We start from the raw sequence: 17,688 nt of genomic DNA, 5'->3' as shown, positions 1-17,688 counted from the left end.
GACCGATCAGCCGCCCCCCGGCGGGTCTTACCCCCCACCGCCACCGCCTCCCGGCTCCTCCGGTGGGTTTGAGCCACCGTCCCAGCCTTCGCAGCCGAGCGGCGGTTCCTACCCGCCGCCTCCGCCGCCTGGCGGGTCTTATCCGCCACCGCCGCCCCCGCCAGAGGGCGGCTATCCGCCACCGCCGCCTCCGTCGGCCGCCGGCTACGCGCCGCCGCCGCCCGGGCCGGCGATCCGCTCTGAGCCGACGGAGTCCTACACCCCGTGGATCACCCGGGTACTGGCCTTCCTCATCGACACCGCTCCAGTCGTCGTCGTCTACGGCATCGGTTGGGTGATCGCATTGGTCACCCAGCAGTCGTCGTGCGTCACCAGCGTCAATCAGTACGACGTGAGCCAGTACTGCTACGTGCAGGACTCGATCATCGGTGTGCTGGCGCAGGGGCTGGCGTCGCTGGCAATACTGGCCTACTGGGTGTGGAACTACGGCTACCGCCAAGGCACCACCGGATCGAGCATCGGCAAGTCGGTGCTGAAGTTCAAGGTGGTCAGCGAAACCACCGGTCAGCCGTTGGGCTTCGGGATGTCGCTAGTACGCCAACTCGCACACTTTGTCGACGCGATCATCTGCTACGTCGGCTTCCTGTTCCCGTTGTGGGACGCCAAGCGACAGACGCTGGCCGACAAGATCATGACCACGGTCTGCCTGCCGGTCTGACCCTGGCAGCGACTCGGCAAGGCGCTATCCCGGTCGTGACGCGACGGCCCGGGGTAGCGCCTTGCTATTAGGCTGGCCACCGATGAATGACGACCGCCGGGGGCATCACCAGTTCAGTGGGCTAGCCACCAAAGCCATCCACGCCGGCTACCGGCCCGACTCGGCAACCGGAGCCGTCAACGCTCCGATCTATGCCAGCAGTACGTTCGCCCAGGACGGTGTCGGCGGACTGCGGGGCGGCTACGAATACGCTCGCACCGGCAACCCGACGCGGGCCGCCTTGGAGGCGTCGCTGGCCGCCGTCGAGGAGGGCGGGCACTGCCGGGCGTTCAGCTCCGGGATGGCCGCCGCCGACTGTGCGCTGCGGGCCATGCTGTCACCCGGGGACCACGTGGTCATCCCCGACGACGCCTACGGCGGCACCTTCCGGCTGATCGACAAGGTGTTCACCCGGTGGAACGTCGAGTACACACCGGTGGCGCTTTCCGATCTGGATGCGGTGCGCGGTGCGATCACTCCGCGCACCCGGCTGATCTGGGTGGAAACACCGACCAACCCGTTGCTGTCGATCGCCGATATCGGCGCGATCGTCCAGCTGGGCGCGGACAGCTCCGCAAAAGTGTTGGTGGACAACACGTTCGCGTCGCCCGCCCTGCAGCAGCCGTTGACGCTGGGCGCCGACGTGGTGTTGCACTCGACCACCAAGTACATCGGCGGGCACTCCGACGTCGTGGGCGGTGCCCTGGTCACCAACGACGAGGAGCTGGACCAGGCGTTCGGCTTCCTGCAGAACGGGGCGGGTGCCGTGCCGGGTCCATTCGACGCCTACCTGACCATGCGTGGGCTGAAGACCTTGGTACTGCGGATGCAACGGCACAGCGAAAATGCTGGTGCCGTAGCTCAATTCCTCGCCGAGCATCCCGCGGTCGGCACTGTGCTGTATCCGGGACTTCCGGACCACCCTGGGCATGACGTCGCCGCGCGGCAAATGCGGGGCTTCGGCGGCATGGTCTCGGTGCGCATGAAAGCGGGGCGGGAAGCCGCCCGGGATCTGTGCGCCAACACCGAGGTCTTCATCCTGGCCGAATCGCTGGGCGGGGTGGAGTCGCTGATCGAACACCCCGCCGCCATGACCCATGCGTCGACGGCTGGTTCGCAGCTCGAGGTTCCCGACGATCTGGTGCGACTTTCGGTCGGCATCGAGGACATCACCGACCTGCTCGGCGATCTAGAGCAGGCGCTCGGCTAGGCATGCCGACGGCTTACCGGACGCTGGGGCGCCAGGATTACGAGTGATACGGCTCCGCGCTGACCAGGGTGACCTCGACGGTGTTGCCGTTGGGCACCTTGTAGCTGCGGGTCTCACCGACCTTGGCGTCGATCAGCGCGCCGCCCAGCGGTGAATTCGGCGAGTAGACCTCGAGCTTGCCGTCGTTGACGCCCTCCTGGCGGGTGGCGATCAGGAACGTTTCGGTGTCGGACTCGTCGCCGTTGTAGTAGACCTTGACGACCGAACCGGGCAGGGCCACCCCCGACTGCGTGGGCGCTTCGCCGACCTTGGCATTGCTGAGCAGGTCCTGTAGCTGACGGATGCGAGCTTCCTGCTGGCCCTGCTCTTCGCGAGCGGCGTGGTACCCGCCGTTTTCGCGCAGGTCACCTTCCTCGCGGCGGTCGTTGATTTCAGCGGCGATGATCGGACGATTCGCGATCAACTGATCGAGCTCGGCCTTGAGTCGGTCATGTGACTCCTGGGTCAACCAGGTCACCTGAGTATCCGTCATCTCGTCGCGCTCCTTGCGTTCTCTTATGCGTATTCGCATAAGGTGCTAATCCCGCTGCCGGTGTGCGGGTTCCCGCCCCGGTTGCTGTCACGCCGTTTTGCTCACGGCCGTTAATGCAGCAATACACGGTCCAAAGCAGGACCGTGCATCCACCAATGTTACCACTGCGCAAACACTCGATGACGGCATCTGCGCAGTTCGGCTCACGATGAGCCGGAAGATGCGTCTCAAGACGAGCGCAGGTATGCGGGCACGTCTGTGCCGCAACCATATATGTCCGCCATCACCGGCGGCTTGCTCGATTTCAGCGTCGTCGTCACCTGCACGGTGTTCTGATCCGACGGTGCCACCAGCACTTCGCGCCGTCCCGTCTCGCTGCCGTCGTGGGCGCGAACCCGCACAATGCAGTCCACGGGTCGCGACGGGTCTTTGCGGGTCACGCTGATCGTCACCGATGCCGTTTCGTTGTCGATCACCCGATAGGCGGCCAGCGAGCCCGTGACGGCACTGGTGCCGATCCGTTGGTAGGCGATGAAGGCCACGGCCAATCCGGCCGCCACGACCACCACCGACAAGGTGATGGCCAGGCGGCGCCGAGACCGGCTGGACAGCCGTGCGCGCCCGTAGCGGGCTTCGGGACTGGAAACGGGTACTGGTTTCATACCTGGATGGTTGGCGGGAGGCCTGGCTGCGCAGGATGGAACGATCGAGACTGAAATTATAGGGTCGCAACCGGGCGAGCAGCAGACCGGCCGGCCGGCACCGGAACAAGGGAGCACGTGAGCGAACTGCGGTTGATGGCGGTGCACGCCCACCCTGACGACGAGTCCAGTAAGGGTGCGGCCACCCTTGCCCGCTACGCCGACGAGGGCCATCGGGTGTTGGTGGTGACCTTGACCGGCGGCGAGCGCGGCGAAATTCTCAACCCGGCGATGGACCTGCCCGACGTGCATGGCCACATCTCGGAGATCCGCCGCGACGAGATGGCCAAGGCTGCCGAGATCCTCGGCGTGGAGCACACCTGGTTAGGCTTCGTCGACTCCGGACTGCCCAAGGGTGACCCCCCACCACCACTGCCCGAAGGCTGCTTTGCGCTGGTCCCGCTGGAGGAGTCGATCGAGGCGCTGGTCCGGGTGGTCCGTGAATTCCGGCCGCACGTCATCACCACCTACGACGAGAACGGCGGGTACCCGCATCCCGATCACATCCGTTGCCACCAGATCTCGATCGGCGCGTACGAGGCGGCCGGCGACTATCGTCGATTCCCGGATGCCGGTGAGCCGTGGACGGTGTCCAAGCTGTACTACATCCACGGCTTTCTGCGGGAGCGGGTGCGGATTTTGCAGGAGGAGTTCATCAAGCGCGGCCAGGAGGGTCCGTTTGCGAAGTGGCTCGAGCACTGGCATCCCGACCACGATCCCTTTGCCTGCCGGGTAACGACGCGGGTGGAATGCTCGAAGTACTTCGCTCAGCGTGACGACGCGCTGCGCGCACACGCCACCCAGATCGACCCGAACGCCGAGTTCTTCGCCGCTCCGCTGTCCTGGCAGCAGGAGCTATGGCCGACCGAGGAATTCGAATTGGCGCGCTCGCGTGTTCCCGTCCGCCTGCCGGAGACGGAGTTGTTCGCCGGGATCGAGCCGGAGCAGTGAACCGGCTTTTGCTCAGCGTGATTGCAGACGATGCGCCCCGCAACCACGGCCCCGATTTCGGCAAGGCCAGTCCGGTGGGGCTGCTGGTCATCGTGCTACTGGTGGTCGCCACGCTGTTCCTGGTGCGATCGATGAACCGGCAACTGAAAAAGGTTCCCGAATCGTTCGACCGCCAGCACCCCGAGCCCGACCAGGCTGCCGACGAGGGCACCGACCCGGTCACTCCCGACGAGCCGCCCGGTACCGACGGTAAGGGATCCGCGCGACCACCGGGACCCGCCGATGACCCCGGCTGATCCGTCCGGAACCAATACCCTGGCGGCAGCCACCAGCCCTTACTTGCGTCAGCACGCCGACAACCCGGTGCACTGGCAGCAGTGGACGCCGCAGGCACTGGCCGAGGCGGCCGCGCGCGACGTGCCGATCCTGCTGTCGGTGGGCTACGCCGCCTGCCACTGGTGTCACGTGATGGCCCACGAATCCTTCGCGGACGACGAGGTGGCCGCCGCGATGAACGCCGGATTCGTCTGCATCAAGGTCGATCGCGAGGAACGGCCGGACATCGACGCGGTCTACATGAACGCCACCGTCGCGCTGACCGGGCAGGGCGGCTGGCCGATGACCTGTTTCCTCACCCCCGACGGCCGGCCCTTCTTCTGCGGCACCTACTACCCGAAAGATGCTTTTTTGCAACTGCTTTCGGCCATATCCGAGACCTGGGAGCAGCGCCGCGACGAGGTCGAGCAGGCCTCGGACCATATCGCCGGCGAGCTGCGCTCGATGGCCTCCGGCCTGCCCGGCGGCGGGCCGGACGTTGCGCCGCAGTTGTGCGATCACGCCGTCGCGGTGGTGCTAGGTGACCAGGACACGGCTTACGGCGGCTGGGGCAGGGCACCAAAATTCCCGCCGTCGGCGTTGCTCGAGGGGCTGCTACGACACTACGAGCGCACCGGTTCCTTGGCGGCGCTTCAGGCGGTGTCGCGCACCGGCACCGCGATGGCCCGGGGCGGCATCTACGACCAACTCGCCGGCGGCTTCGCCCGATACAGCGTCGACAACGCTTGGGTGGTACCGCATTTCGAGAAGATGCTGTACGACAACGCGCTGCTGCTGCGCGCCTACGCACACTGGGCCCGCCGCGCCGGGGATCCGCTGGCCCGCCGAATCACCGCCGAGACCGCGCGGTTCCTGCTCGACGAGCTGGCCGACGGTGACATGTTCACGTCGTCGCTGGATGCCGACGCCAACGGCCGCGAGGGCTCCACCTACGTGTGGACCCCCCCGGAGCTGACCGAGGTGCTCGGCGCCGATGACGGGCGTTGGGCGGCAGAGGTTTTCGCGGTCACCCGATCCGGCACCTTCGAACATGGGGCCTCGGTGCTGCAGCTACCCAGGGACCCCGACGACCGGCAGCGTTTCGAGCGGATCAAGGGCGCGTTGTTGGCGGCCCGGCTCAGCCGTGCCCAGCCGGGGCGCGACGACAAGGTCGTCACCTCCTGGAACGGGCTGGCCGTCACCGCGCTGGCCGAGGCCGGCGCGGCATTGCCGGAGCCACAACTGGTGCAAGCCGCGCAGCGCTGCGCGGCCGCGCTGCTGGACTTGCACGTGGTTGATGGCCGGTTGCGGCGTGCCAGCCTGGGCGGGGTGGTCGGCGACAGCGCCGCCATCTTGGAGGACCACGCAATGCTGGCCACCGGTCTGCTGGCGCTGTACCAACTGACCTCCGATGCGGCCTGGCTAACGGCGGCTAGCGGCCTGCTCGACACCGCGTTGCAGCACTTTGCCGACCTGCAGCATCCGGGCCGCTGGTTCGACACCGCCGACGATGCCGAGCAACTGATGCTGCGGCCCGCCGACCCGTTGGACGGGGCGACACCGTCCGGCGCGTCGTCGATCGCCGAGGCGTTGCTGACCGCCGCGCACTTGGTCGAGCCGGGCCGCGCCCAGCGGTATTTGCAGGCGGCCACGGACACGCTGCGCGAACATTCGGTATTGCTGGCCCGGGCGCCCCGGTCGGCGGGTCACTGGCTGTCGGTCGCCGAGGCGGCGGTGCGCGGGCCGCTGCAGATCGCGGTCGCGTGTGCCGATCCGCAGTCACCATTGTTGGCCGCCGCTCGCCGACTCGCGCCCGGAGGGGCGATCGTCATCGGTGGCCGGGTGGGCTCGTCGGCGCTGCTGATCGACCGGGACCGGGTGGGTGGCGCCGACGCGGCCTACGTGTGCCGGGGACGAGTCTGTGACCTGCCGGTGACCAGCTCAGACGAACTCGGCGCCGCGCTGCGACCGCCGGGATAGTAGCGTGCCCCCCATGCCGGACCGCACCGACAGAGCCCAGGCGATCGCTGACACCGTCCACCGTTACATCGCGGTGCTCAACAACGGCGGCGTCGAGGACTTGGTCAGCTTCTACGCCGCCGACGCCACTCTCGAGGATCCCGTCGGTGGGGTGGTGCACATCGGCACGAAGGCAATCCGCGGCTTCTACTCGGCGATCGCCGGGCTCGAGCGGGTATGTGAGTTGGTGTCTCTGAGGGTCTCCGGCAACGAGGCGGCGTTCCAGTTTCGGCTGACCGTGACGGCGCACGACAACGCAATGCGGGTGGAGCCCATCGAGGTGATGGTTTTCGACGACCGCGGCAAGGTCACCACGATGAAGGCGTACTGGTCGGCCGACGACGTCACCCGGCTCTAGCGCGCTGCTGACTAGAACACCACAAACCACATCGCGATATAGTGGCAGATCGCCGCGACCGCGGTGCAGGCGTGGAAGAACTCGTGATAGCCGAACGTCGACGGCCACGGGTCTGGCCACCGTACCGCGTAGAGAATGCCGCCGATGCTGTACAACACGCCGCCGACGAACAGCAAGACTAGCGCCGTCACCCCCGCGTTGTGCAGGATCGTCGCGGTGTACCAGACGGCCACCCAGCCCAGCAGGAGATAGAGGGGCACGCCCACCCAGCGCGGCGCCGTCGGCCAGCACATCTTCAGGAGCACCCCGGCGATCGCGCCACCCCACACAATCGACAACACCACCCGCCCGGCATGGCCCGGCAGGGCCAACAGCGCAAACGGCGTATAGCTGCCCGCGATGAACACGAAGATCATCGAATGATCGGCCCGCTTCATCCAGGCGCGAGCTGACGCGGATTCCCAGTTGACTCGGTGATAGGTGGCGCTGACGGTGAACATCACCACGGTGGCCATGATGTAGGCCAACGTAGCCAGCCCGGCCTTGGTGGAACTGACGGCCCACGAGACCGCGACCAGCGACGCCCCGGCCAAAACCGCGGTACCGGCCGAGTAGACGTGGATCCAGCCCCGGAAGCGGGGTTTGGTCAGGGCCCGAGTAACGCCCTCAACGATGTGGTGGGCAGCATTGGACGGCGTAAACCCGTGTGATTCAGGTGCTGCGGCGGTAGCCGTGCTGGCCTGGCTGCTCATGTCTCCCATCTCCCCGTTGTGTTATTGCCGGTAACCGTCACAATCACCCTAGTCGGGTTGGTCTTCGAAGACGGTTACGACGTGGGCGGGCAAGCGGTGATTTTGGCCCGGATCAAAGCCGGAATCTTATGTCCGTCACAGTAGTCTGGATTCTCGTGGAGATCATCCCGCCGCGGCTCAAAGAGCCGTTGTATCGGATCTACGAGCTTCGGCTGCGGCAGGGTCTGGCCGCCACCCGGTCCGAATTGCCGAGACACATCGCGGTGCTGTGCGACGGCAACCGCCGGTGGGCGCGCAGCGCGGGTTACGAGGACGTCAGCTATGGCTACCGGATGGGTGCCGCCAAGATTGCCGAGATGCTGCGGTGGTGTCAGGACGCCGGCATCGAGATGACCACCGTCTACCTGCTTTCCACCGAGAACCTGCAGCGTGATCCCGACGAGCTCGCCGGACTGATCGAGATCATCACCGACGTCGTCGAGGAGATCTGCGCCCCGGCCAACCGCTGGAGTGTGCGTACCGTCGGCGATCTGGGACTGATCGGCGAGGAGCCGGCCCGCCGGGTGCGCGACGCGGTGGAGTCGACCCCTGCGACGGCGTCGTTCCATGTCAACGTCGCGGTGGGCTACGGCGGGCGCCGGGAGATCGTCGACGCGGTTCGGGCGTTGTTGAGCAAAGAATTGGCCAACGGCGCCAGCGCCGAGGAGCTGGTCGACGCGGTGACCGAAGACGGCATTTCCGAAAATCTCTACACCTCTGGCCAACCCGACCCGGATTTGGTGATTCGCACCTCGGGCGAGCAACGCCTGTCCGGTTTCCTGCTGTGGCAAAGCGCCTATTCGGAGATGTGGTTCACCGAAGCGCACTGGCCCGCGTTCCGCCGGGTCGATTTTCTCCGCGCCCTGCGCGATTACAGCCAGCGCCATCGGCGGTACGGCAAGTAACCCGTGCCGATCGCAAGCGCGGCGGAGGACCGGGCGCAGCGGGTCGGCACGAATCGGACCCGTGCCGATCGCAAGCGCGGCGGAGGACCGGGCGCAGCGGGTCGGCACGAATCGGACCCGTGCCGATCGCAAGCGCGGCGGAGGCGGGCGCAGCGGGTCGGCACGAATCGGACCCGTGCCGATCGCAAGCGCGGCGGAGGCGGGCGCAGCGGGTCGGCACGAATCGGACCCGTGCCAAACTGGATGCATGGCTGCGCTGTCGGCGGCGGTGTTCACGCTGAGCCTGTGGCTGGGGCTATACCTGCTCGCCCGTGATCCGCGCAAGCCGGTGCTGGTGTTGGCGGCGACCGGACTGTGCGGTTTCGCGCTGGTGGTGGCCTTGGATGCGGTGCGCGCGACCAGCGTCGTGCACGCCCAGCTGCTGAGCCGACTGGAGATCTACCTCGTCGCCGTCCCCGGCGTCGCGTGGTTGGCGGTGCTCCTTGAGCTGGCCCGGCCGTGCGACAGCTGGCGGGCCTGCACGCGGGAGCTCGTGCTAATCGGCGGTGTCGCGGCGCTGACCCTGTTCGGCGCGACGATGGCGGGCGGCGTCACCGGCCCGTTGCGGGCCGGTCACCTGTTGATGTTGGCGGTGATATCCGCGTCCACTCTCGGGGCGATGGTCGTCGCGGTGCTGCGGCCCGCGCAGCCGACCCCCGTCATTGGCGTGGTGATCGTGGCAACCCTGTTCTTCGCACTGGCCAACGCCATCCTGGTCATACCGCTGGGCCTGGTGCCCAGCTGGCTGGCTCTGGCGTCGACGGGTTTCGACGTCTTGGCGCTCGGGGTGGCGGTTGCCCTGTGGGACGCCTTCGACGAGGGCCAGGCGTTGCGGGCAGACATGCTGCGCTCGTTTTTCGGCACGCTGGCGGTGGCGGTGTTGTTCGGCGGCCAGGCGCTGATCGGTTTGGCGGTGACCCGCACAGAGCCGACGGCGCAGACCGCGCTGACGGTGCTGCTTTTCACCAGCCTGGCGATCGCGATCATCGTGCAGGTGCTCGCCGATCCGCTGGCCGGGCTGCTGGATCGGCTGGCGTTTTCCCAGTCGCCCACGCTGCGCGCCGACCGGGCCGCGCTGCGGCATACCGGGGCGGGTTTGCCGCTGCGGTCGGTGAACCCCCTCGCCGACATGGACGACGACACCTTCGTCCGGCTCACCCGCCGGGCGCTGGGCCACTACGGCGATCTGACCAAGCTCGTCGCCAGCCCGCTGACCGCGTTGCCGGTGATCGATGAGCGGTTGGCCGCACGCGGGGCACCCGACCATCCTTTGGAGCGGGCCAACGAACTCAAGGCCGTGCTGGCCGACGGCATTGCCCGGCTCAAGCCGCGCGACGCCGGCGATTTCGGAACCACCGAACACTGGCGTTACTACAACTCGCTGTATTTCCCCTACGTCGTGGGCGTGCGCGCCTACGCGCAAAACGCCACCGCTGCCGGTTTGGATGCGACCGCCCGCCAAGCCTGGCAGTGGCTGGTCACCGAGGTGCCGCAGCGCTCATTGCACAACTGGCAGAACGCTGCGGCTCGGCTTATCGCCGCCGATCTGCGCGGGCGGGTCACCGTTCCCAGCGATTAGCCCGGGCGCTGGCCGGCGTACCATCCTCAGCGTCCTGAGCTTCGAACGCGGTTGGGTAGGGCCGAAAAGGGTTAGTCACGGTAGCAAAGCTTCCGCCGGCCAGGGTCGTGCGGATCGTCGAGACGGTGCGGCATCACCTCGGTCGACTGCATCGCGGCCTGGTTCCGGACCGTCGCGCTGATGAAAATGATCCTGCAGGCGTGGGCGGCTCAGGGGATCACCGTCGCCGCGGACCTCGGTATCGCCGACACGCTCGCCAAGGGGCCGCTGACCGCCGAGGAACTCGCGGCAGCCGTCGGCACCGACGCCGACGCCGTCAGCCGGCTACTGCGGGCCTTGATCGGACGCGGCATCTTGCGCCGCTGCCGTGACGGCCGCTATGCCTTGACTCCGCTGGCGGATGTTCTTCGCAGCGATGCTGACGTGTCGTTGGCCGGGATGGCTCGATTTGTCGGCGCTCCTGCTCATCGAGAGTAGTGGAGCCGGCTCACAGATGCGGTGCGCAGCGGCCACACCATCGTCGCGGCATTGCGTGGCAAACCGTGCTTCGACTATCTCGCCAGCGAACCGGCGCTCACCGAAATGTTCAACCAGGCCATGACAAGTCCGTCGGAACCGTCGATCGCGCCGGTGGTCGCCGCCTACGACTTCAGCGACTGCGGCACCGTCGTCGACGTCGGTGGCGGACATGGTCGGCTGTTGACCGCGATCCTGACGTCGGCGCCGCAGGCACGTGGCATCCTGTTCGACCTTGGCCATGTGGTTGCCGGAGCCCGACCTGCTTTCCGAACACCGGGTAGCGGACCGGGTTCGGATCGAAGCTGGTTCGTTCTTCGACGAGATACCGACCGGCGGCGACGCCTACGTCCTCAAGGACATCATCCACGACTGGCCCTACGACGACGCGGTGCGAGTCCTTCGCAACGTCCGTTCGGCGGCGGGTCCGGGCACAAAGGTCTTGCTCATCGAGCAGGGTAAATGGATCGACCTGGAGATGTTGCTGCTCGCGGACGCGCGCGAACGCCCGACGAGTACGGCCGACTCCTGGGGCGCGCGAGCTTTCGCATGACCCGGGTGGTGGCAACCGCCTCGCCATACAGCCTGATCGAGGGCATCGCCGTGTGAACTTGGCCCGTCGATGGCAGTGGCTGGCAGTGCCATGCGTCGATCTGGCAGTGCTTGGGCGACACCGTGAAACCTGTTCGACAAACCGCCTTCCACACAGCCAAGGAGTAATGGCATGACCGCTCTTTCCGATCCGACAATCCGGCCCCTGTACGACTCGACGGACTCACTGCTGCGGTTCGCGATGCGTGCCGACGCCACGTTGACGGGACTGCTGGGTTTGGCCGTCGCCGTCGCCGCCGACCCGATTTCGAAGATGACCGGCCTGACGTCCGGCCAGGAATACAGCATGGGCGCTTTCTTCGTGCTCTACGGGCTGGTGGTGTTCGGCCTTGCCGCGCTGCCGAACCTGCGCCGGGCAGGTATCGGCGTCGTCGTGGGCAACATCGTCTACACCCTGGCCGCCGTTGTGGCCGCCGAGCTGGTGCCCATGACCGCCGTTGGCGTGGCCGCGACCCTGGCCAGCGGCGGGTACACGGCGTTGTTCGCCGGTCTGCAGTACCTGGGGGTGCGCCGGCTGGCGGCCTAATCGCCGTGTTGCTGCCGCGGGGCGCCGCTGTATGCCGTGGACGCCCCGCGTCAGCCATTCTGGCGGCGCCTTCGGCAACAGCGGAAGACCCCGTTTCCGGCGGCGATACGCTCCAATTTCCGGTCATTTGCCGGTAGCCGACGCGATTCAGGTGCGGAGCTTGGAGGCAGCCATGTCTTTCGCGATCGCGAGTCCGGAAATGATCGCCGCGGCGGCCACCTATTTGGCCGGTATCGGTTCGAGCATCAGCGCGGCCAACGCGGCTGCGGCGGCCCCCACGGCCGGCCTGGTGGCGGCTGCCGCCGACGAGGTGCCGGCCGGCGTCGCCGCACTGTTTTCCGCCTATGCGCTATGCGCAGGCCTATCAGAACCTCGGTACGCAAGTGGCCGGTTTTCATGCACAGCTCGTGCAGGCCTTGACGGCCGGCGTGGGCGCGTACGCCAGCACCGAGGCCGCCAATGTCGAGCGAACCTCCTCAATGCGATCAACGCGTCCACCCAGGCGTTGCTGGGGCGGCCGCTGATCGGCAACGGTGGACCCGGGCAGCCCGGGGGCCCTGGTGGGCCGCTGTTCGGCAACGGCGGTAACGGCGGAAACCGCGGGCCCGACCAGCCTGGTGGCGCCGGCGTCGACGCCATCCTGATCGGCGACGGCGGTAACGGCGGCAACGGCTCCAATGGTGGCATCGGGGGCGAGGGCGGCACGGGCGGGCTGCTGTTCGGCAAGCACGGAATCCGCGGCGCATCGCCGGTCTGATTCGGCACCGGCTCGACACGGGGCCGTGCTACAGCTTGCGCAGCCGCAGCCGGTTGATCGAGTGGTCGGCGTCTTTGCGCAGCACCAGGGTGGCACGCGGCCGGGTCGGCAGGATGTTCTCGACGAGATTGGGCCGGTTGATCGACCGCCAGATCTCGCGGGCCGCGACCACGGCCTGCGGGTCGGACAACGCCGAATAGTGGTGAAAGTGTGACTCCGGGTTGGCGAACGCCGTGCTGCGCATGGCCAAGAACCGCGACACGTACCACTGCTCGATGTCCTCGATGCGCGCGTCGACGTAGAGGGAGAAGTCGAACAGGTCCGAGACCATCAGGGTGGGTCCGGTCTGCAAGACGTTGAGCCCCTCCAAGATCAGGATGTCCGGATGGCGGACCACGTGTTTGGCCCCGGGAATGATGTCGTAGTGCAGATGTGAATACACGGGCGCACACGCATATTCCGAGCCCGATTTCACCGAGGTCACGAACCGCATCAGCGCCCGGCGGTTATAGCTCTCCGGAAAGCCCTTGCGGTGCATGAGGCTTCGCCGCTCCAGCTCGGCGTTGGGGTAGAGAAAGCCGTCGGTGGTCACCAGGTCCACCCGCGGATGGTGGTCCCAGCGGGCAAGCAGCGCCTGTAGCACACGTGCGGTGGTGGACTTGCCGACCGCCACGCTGCCGGCCACACCGATGATGAACGGCACCGGCCGGTCCGGGTTCTGTTGCGGCTCGCCGAGGAATTCGGCGGTGGCGGCGAACAACCGCTGACGGGCGGCGACCTGAAGGTGAATGAGCCGGGCCAGAGGCAGATACACCTCTTCGACTTCCAACAGGTCGATCTGCTCACCCAGACCACGCAGGCCGACCAATTCCTCTTCGGTGAGGGCCAGTGGGGTCGACATACGGAGCGCGCGCCATTGCTTTCGGTCGAACTCGACATACGGGCTCGGCTCGCTAAGCCGTGGCATGGTGTCAGTCTTGCAGGGATCGACGCGGGTCTGACGGCTGGGCCGGGTAACGCGTGCGGCAAGGCTGAGGCGAAGTGCCCGGCTATCAGCGACGACCGGACCCGGCGGACAAGGTCGCCGACGGGTGGGCAGGTCGTTACCCGGTTACCCGCCTGACAGGTGAGACCTCCGGTAGCCACGGAGATCAGGGGATCGGGTGCGCCGAACACGATCAGCCGCGAAGCGGCGCCCTCGATAGACTGGCGCCCGTGACTGCCGCACCTGACGCCCGTATTTCTGCCCACGTAAGGGCCCCTGAGACCAGCTCGGTCATGTCCGCCCCGCTGGCCGACGTCGACCCCGATATCGCAGAGCTGCTGGGCAAGGAACTCGGCCGGCAACGAGACACCTTAGAGATGATCGCCTCGGAGAATTTCGTGCCGCGATCGGTGTTGCAGGCCCAGGGCAGCGTGTTGACCAACAAGTATGCGGAGGGGCTGCCGGGCCGGCGGTACTACGGCGGTTGTGAGCACGTCGACGTGGTGGAAAACATCGCCCGGGACCGGGCCAAGGCGCTGTTCGGCGCCGATTTCGCCAACGTGCAGCCGCATTCGGGCGCCCAGGCCAACGCCGCGGTCCTGGCCGCGCTGATGTCGCCGGGGGAGCGGCTGCTGGGTCTGGACCTCGCCAACGGCGGCCACCTGACCCATGGCATGCGGTTGAACTTCTCCGGCAAGTTGTACGAGAACGGGTTCTACGGTGTGGATCCCACGACGCACCTGATCGACATGGACGTGGTGCGCGCCAAGGCGCTGGAATTCCGCCCGAAGGTGATCATCGCCGGCTGGTCGGCCTATCCCCGGATTCTCGACTTCGCGGCGTTTCGCGCCATCGCCGACGAGGTCGACGCGAAGTTGTGGGTGGACATGGCGCATTTCGCCGGTTTGGTTGCCGCCGGATTGCATCCGTCGCCGGTGCCGCACGCCGACGTGGTTTCCACCACGGTGCACAAGACGCTCGGCGGAGGCCGTTCCGGCATGATCCTGGGCAAGCAGGAGTACGCCAAGGCGATCAACTCGGCGGTGTTCCCCGGCCAGCAGGGCGGACCGTTGATGCATGTGATTGCGGGCAAGGCGGTCGCCCTCAAGATCGCTGCCACCCCCGAGTTCGCCGACCGCCAGCGGCGCACCCTGTCCGGTGCCCGGATCCTCGCCGAACGACTGCTCGGTGACGATGTCGCCAAGGCCGGTGTCTCGGTCGTCAGCGGTGGAACCGACGTCCACCTGGTGCTGGTCGACCTGCGCAACTCTCCACTGGACGGCCAGGCCGCCGAGGATCTGTTGCACGAGGTGGGAATTACGGTCAACCGCAACGCCGTGCCCAACGACCCCCGCCCGCCCATGGTGACCTCGGGCCTGCGGATCGGAACGCCCGCGCTGGCGACCCGCGGGTTCGGCGATGCCGAATTCAACGAAGTCGCCGACGTGATCGCTACCGCCCTGGCCGACGGCAGCGCTGCCGATGTCCCGGCGCTGCGCGCCCGGGTGACCCGTCTGGCCAGGGAATTTCCGCTCTACGAGGGCCTTGAGGACTGGAGCCTGGCAGGTCGCTAGCCTGCGGCGAAACAGTTGTCAGCGTGATCGCGCGGGTAAGCCACGACACGCGCAGCCCAATTTCACGAAACCTGTGTCGTCGGGTTACAGTTACTGCATGGCACAGAAACCTGTCGCTAATGCGCTGACCCTGGAACTCGAGCCTGTGGTGGAAGAGAACATGGCTCGACATCTTGAGACCGAGGACATCTGGTTCGCCCACGACTACGTTCCGTTCGACCGGGGCGAGAACTTCGCCTTTCTCGGCGGACGGGATTGGGATCCGTCCCAGGCGACGTTGCCGCGGGTTATCACCGACGCCTGCGAGATCCTGCTGACCCTCAAGGACAACCTGGCCGGCCATCACCGCGAGCTGGTCGAGCACTTCATCCTCGAGGAGTGGTGGGGCCGCTGGCTTGGCAGGTGGACCGCGGAAGAGCATTTGCACGCCATCGCGCTGCGCGAATACCTCGTGGTGACCCGCGAGGTGGACCCGGTCGCCAATGAAGAAGTCCGCGTCCAGCACGTCATGAAGGGCTACCGCGCCGACAAGTACACGCAAGTGGAGACCCTGGTCTACATGGCGTTCTACGAGCGCTCCCTTGCCGTGTTCTGCCAAAATCTGGCCGCACAGATCGAAGAGCCGATCCTGGCCGGGTTGATCGACCGGATCGCCCGGGACGAGGCGCGCCACGAGCTGTTCTTCGCCAACCTGGTCACACACTGCCTCGACTACTCCCGGGACGAGACGATCGCCGCGATCGCGGCCCGCGCTGCCGACCTCGAGGTCGTCGGCGGCGACATTGACGCCTACCAGGACAAGGTGCAGAAGGTGGCCGACGCCGGGATCTTCGGTCCGCAGCAGCGGCGGCAGGTGATTTCCGATCGCATCACCGCCTGGGGTCTGGCCGACGAGCCCGCGCTCAAACAGTTCGTCACCGGCTAGCCCACGGCTAGCCCCGACCTCTACGGAGTGCGTCGGCGCGCCTGTCCTGCGGGAGTGTCGTCACCGGAGTAGCGTCGCAGTCGATGGTCAGCGACATGCTCTGCTGCCAGGGCGGCACCTTCCGTCACTACAACGGCAGGACCGGCCCCGGTCCTGGTGCCGCGGCCCGCGCCGACACGCTCGTGTGGGTTCGCGCGAGCGTCATTCGCTCGAGGAGCGTTTCGTGACCGATATCCGGACGTATGTGCTCGACACTTCTGTGCTGCTGTCCGATCCCTGGGCGTGCAGTCGGTTCGCCGAACACGAGGTGGTGGTTCCGCTGGTGGTGATCAGCGAACTGGAGGCCAAGCGTCACCACCACGAGTTGGGCTGGTTCGCTCGCCAGGCGCTGCGGCTGTTCGACGATCTCCGGCTGGAGCACGGACGCCTGGATCAACCCATTCCGGTTGGTACCCAAGGCGGTACGCTGCATGTCGAACTCAACCACAGCGACCCGGCGGTGCTGCCCGCCGGCTTCCGGACCGACAGCAACGACTCCCGGATCTTGAGCTGTGCCGCCAATCTCGCCGCCGAGGGCAGGCGAGTCACGTTGGTCAGCAAGGACATCCCCTTGCGGGTCAAGGCTGCCGCGGTGGGCCTGCCCGCCGACGAGTACCACGCGCAGGACGTCGTCGCCTCCGGATGGTCGGGGATGCGCGAGATCGAAACTGCTGCCGAGGAGATCGCCACTCTGTTCGCCGACGGCGAAATCGACCTGGCCGAAGCCCGGGACCTGCCCTGCCACACCGGGATTCGGCTGCTGGGCGGGAGTTCGCATGCGCTGGGCCGGGTGAACCCGGCCAAACGCGTCCAGCTGGTTCGCGGTGACCGTGAAGTGTTCGGGCTGCGCGGCCGGTCCGCCGAGCAGCGGGTAGCGCTCGACCTGTTGCTCGACGAGTCGGTGGGCATCGTCTCGTTGGGCGGTAAGGCCGGCACTGGAAAGTCGGCGCTGGCGTTGTGTGCGGGTCTGGAGGCCGTGTTGGAGCGCCGGACGCACCGCAAGGTGGTCGTCTTCCGCCCGCTGTATGCCGTCGGCGGCCAGGAGCTGGGCTACCTGCCCGGCAGCGAGAGCGACAAGATGGGCCCCTGGGCTCAGGCCGTCTTCGACACGCTCGAGGGGCTGGCCAGCCCGGCCGTGCTGGACGAGGTCCTGTCCCGGGGCATGCTCGAGGTGCTGCCGCTGACTCACATTCGGGGCCGCTCATTGCACGACTCGTTCGTGATCGTCGACGAAGCCCAATCGCTGGAACGCAACGTGCTGCTGACCGTGCTGTCCCGGCTGGGCACCGGGTCGCGGGTGGTGCTGACCCACGACATCGCCCAGCGCGACAACCTGCGGGTCGGGCGCCACGACGGGATCGTCGCGGTGATCGAGAAGCTCAAGGGTCATCCGCTGTTCGCCCACATCACGCTGCTGCGCAGTGAACGGTCCCCGATCGCCGCGCTGGTCACCGAGATGCTGGAAGAAATCACCGGGCCGCGCTGACGGGTCTCATGTCCGGGTAGTGAGTGTGCGGCCTGGGCTTCGGTTGTGCGCCCAGGGTGGCGAAATCCGGCGGATTTCGCCCTGAGTACCCGCTCGACGCCGCGAGCGCAC

Annotated in this window: 18 protein-coding genes and 2 pseudogenes; 16 read left to right on the top strand and 4 right to left on the bottom strand. The window is 67.1% G+C overall.

All coding sequences use genetic code 11. The annotated features are described in order from the left end of the window. Both EET03_RS21110 and EET03_RS21105 read left to right on the top strand, forming a co-directional pair. Window positions 1-718 (top strand): RDD family protein (locus EET03_RS21110; protein WP_136625738.1); only part of this gene is annotated, 718 nt, incomplete at its 5' end. Window positions 719-800: 82 nt separating this feature from the next. After that, a complete protein-coding gene (locus EET03_RS21105) occupies window positions 801-1,967 on the top strand; it encodes a cystathionine gamma-synthase (RefSeq protein ID WP_075545012.1) in 1,167 nt (388 codons plus the stop codon). Window positions 1,968-2,004: 37 nt separating this feature from the next. On the opposite strand, the gene greA is transcribed toward EET03_RS21105, so the two are convergent. Together greA and EET03_RS21095 are read right to left on the bottom strand one after the other, a co-directional pair. Further along, entirely contained in the window at window positions 2,005-2,499 is a 495-nt protein-coding gene (gene greA, locus EET03_RS21100; RefSeq protein WP_036392673.1) for a transcription elongation factor GreA, read from the bottom strand. Window positions 2,500-2,726: 227 nt separating this feature from the next. Beyond that, a complete protein-coding gene (locus tag EET03_RS21095) occupies window positions 2,727-3,161 on the bottom strand; it encodes a DUF4307 domain-containing protein (protein ID WP_075545013.1) in 435 nt (144 codons plus the stop codon). Window positions 3,162-3,278: 117 nt separating this feature from the next. On the opposite strand from EET03_RS21095, the gene mca reads away from it, so the two are divergent. From mca to EET03_RS21075, 4 genes are read left to right on the top strand one after another with little or no spacing between them, the layout of a single operon-like run. Then, window positions 3,279-4,151: a mycothiol conjugate amidase Mca gene (mca, locus tag EET03_RS21090; protein WP_075545014.1), complete on the top strand. Its 873-nt coding sequence runs from the start codon at window positions 3,279-3,281 to the stop codon at window positions 4,149-4,151. Continuing rightward, window positions 4,148-4,447, top strand: a complete 300-nt coding sequence (locus EET03_RS21085) for a hypothetical protein (protein ID WP_075545015.1) — start codon at window positions 4,148-4,150, stop codon at window positions 4,445-4,447. Before mca ends, EET03_RS21085 begins: the two co-directional genes overlap by 4 nt. Continuing rightward, on the top strand, window positions 4,434-6,446 hold the full coding sequence (locus tag EET03_RS21080; protein WP_075545016.1) for a thioredoxin domain-containing protein: 2,013 nt from the start codon (window positions 4,434-4,436) through the stop codon (window positions 6,444-6,446). The genes EET03_RS21085 and EET03_RS21080 overlap by 14 nt, the downstream gene beginning before the upstream one ends. A 13-nt stretch (window positions 6,447-6,459) precedes the next feature. Next, entirely contained in the window at window positions 6,460-6,843 is a 384-nt protein-coding gene (locus EET03_RS21075) for a nuclear transport factor 2 family protein (RefSeq protein WP_075545017.1), read from the top strand. Between the two features lie 11 nt (window positions 6,844-6,854). On the opposite strand, the gene trhA is transcribed toward EET03_RS21075, so the two are convergent. Then, window positions 6,855-7,595: a PAQR family membrane homeostasis protein TrhA gene (gene trhA / locus EET03_RS21070; protein ID WP_075545018.1), complete on the bottom strand. Its 741-nt coding sequence runs from the start codon at window positions 7,593-7,595 to the stop codon at window positions 6,855-6,857. A gap of 155 nt (window positions 7,596-7,750) precedes the next feature. Here trhA and EET03_RS21065 point away from each other — a divergent pair, with 155 nt between their 5' ends. From EET03_RS21065 to EET03_RS32495, 7 genes and pseudogenes are all read left to right on the top strand, one after another. Beyond that, window positions 7,751-8,539, top strand: a complete 789-nt coding sequence (locus EET03_RS21065; protein ID WP_063470907.1) for a (2Z,6E)-farnesyl diphosphate synthase — start codon at window positions 7,751-7,753, stop codon at window positions 8,537-8,539. 247 nt (window positions 8,540-8,786) lie between these two features. Beyond that, window positions 8,787-10,157, top strand: a complete 1,371-nt coding sequence (locus EET03_RS21055; protein ID WP_075545053.1) for a hypothetical protein — start codon at window positions 8,787-8,789, stop codon at window positions 10,155-10,157. A gap of 180 nt (window positions 10,158-10,337) precedes the next feature. Beyond that, entirely contained in the window at window positions 10,338-10,634 is a 297-nt protein-coding gene (locus EET03_RS31845) for a methyltransferase family protein (RefSeq protein WP_244232468.1), read from the top strand. 21 nt (window positions 10,635-10,655) lie between these two features. After that, window positions 10,656-10,886, top strand: a pseudogene (locus EET03_RS32505) (methyltransferase); the annotation flags it as partial. 28 nt (window positions 10,887-10,914) lie between these two features. Continuing rightward, window positions 10,915-11,226, top strand: a complete 312-nt coding sequence (locus EET03_RS32500; RefSeq protein ID WP_279637728.1) for a methyltransferase — start codon at window positions 10,915-10,917, stop codon at window positions 11,224-11,226. A gap of 171 nt (window positions 11,227-11,397) precedes the next feature. Next, window positions 11,398-11,811 carry a hypothetical protein gene (locus EET03_RS21045; protein WP_075545019.1) on the top strand — a complete coding sequence of 138 codons (414 nt, stop codon included), beginning with the start codon at window positions 11,398-11,400 and terminating at the stop codon, window positions 11,809-11,811. Window positions 11,812-11,983: 172 nt separating this feature from the next. Next, window positions 11,984-12,556: pseudogene (locus tag EET03_RS32495) on the top strand (PE family protein); the annotation flags it as partial. 40 nt (window positions 12,557-12,596) lie between these two features. On the opposite strand, the gene coaA reads toward EET03_RS32495, so the two are convergent. After that, window positions 12,597-13,535, bottom strand: a complete 939-nt coding sequence (gene coaA / locus EET03_RS21030; protein ID WP_075545021.1) for a type I pantothenate kinase — start codon at window positions 13,533-13,535, stop codon at window positions 12,597-12,599. Between the two features lie 311 nt (window positions 13,536-13,846). Here coaA and glyA point away from each other — a divergent pair, with 311 nt between their 5' ends. From glyA to phoH2, 3 genes are all read left to right on the top strand, one after another. Next, window positions 13,847-15,127, top strand: coding sequence for a serine hydroxymethyltransferase (gene glyA, locus EET03_RS21025; RefSeq protein WP_075545022.1), 1,281 nt, complete (start codon window positions 13,847-13,849; stop codon window positions 15,125-15,127). A 97-nt stretch (window positions 15,128-15,224) separates the two neighbouring features. Beyond that, window positions 15,225-16,052, top strand: a complete 828-nt coding sequence (locus tag EET03_RS21020) for an acyl-ACP desaturase (RefSeq protein ID WP_075545023.1) — start codon at window positions 15,225-15,227, stop codon at window positions 16,050-16,052. Window positions 16,053-16,275: 223 nt separating this feature from the next. Next, window positions 16,276-17,577, top strand: coding sequence for an RNA 5'-3' helicase PhoH2 (gene phoH2, locus EET03_RS21015; protein ID WP_063470905.1), 1,302 nt, complete (start codon window positions 16,276-16,278; stop codon window positions 17,575-17,577). Window positions 17,578-17,688 lie beyond the last annotated feature (111 nt).

It is taken from the genome of Mycobacterium innocens, assembly GCF_900566055.1.
GTDB classification, from domain to species: Bacteria; Actinomycetota; Actinomycetes; order Mycobacteriales; family Mycobacteriaceae; genus Mycobacterium; species Mycobacterium innocens.
Note: the sequence above shows the minus strand (reverse complement) of the source record. Positions and strands in the feature narration are given on the sequence as shown.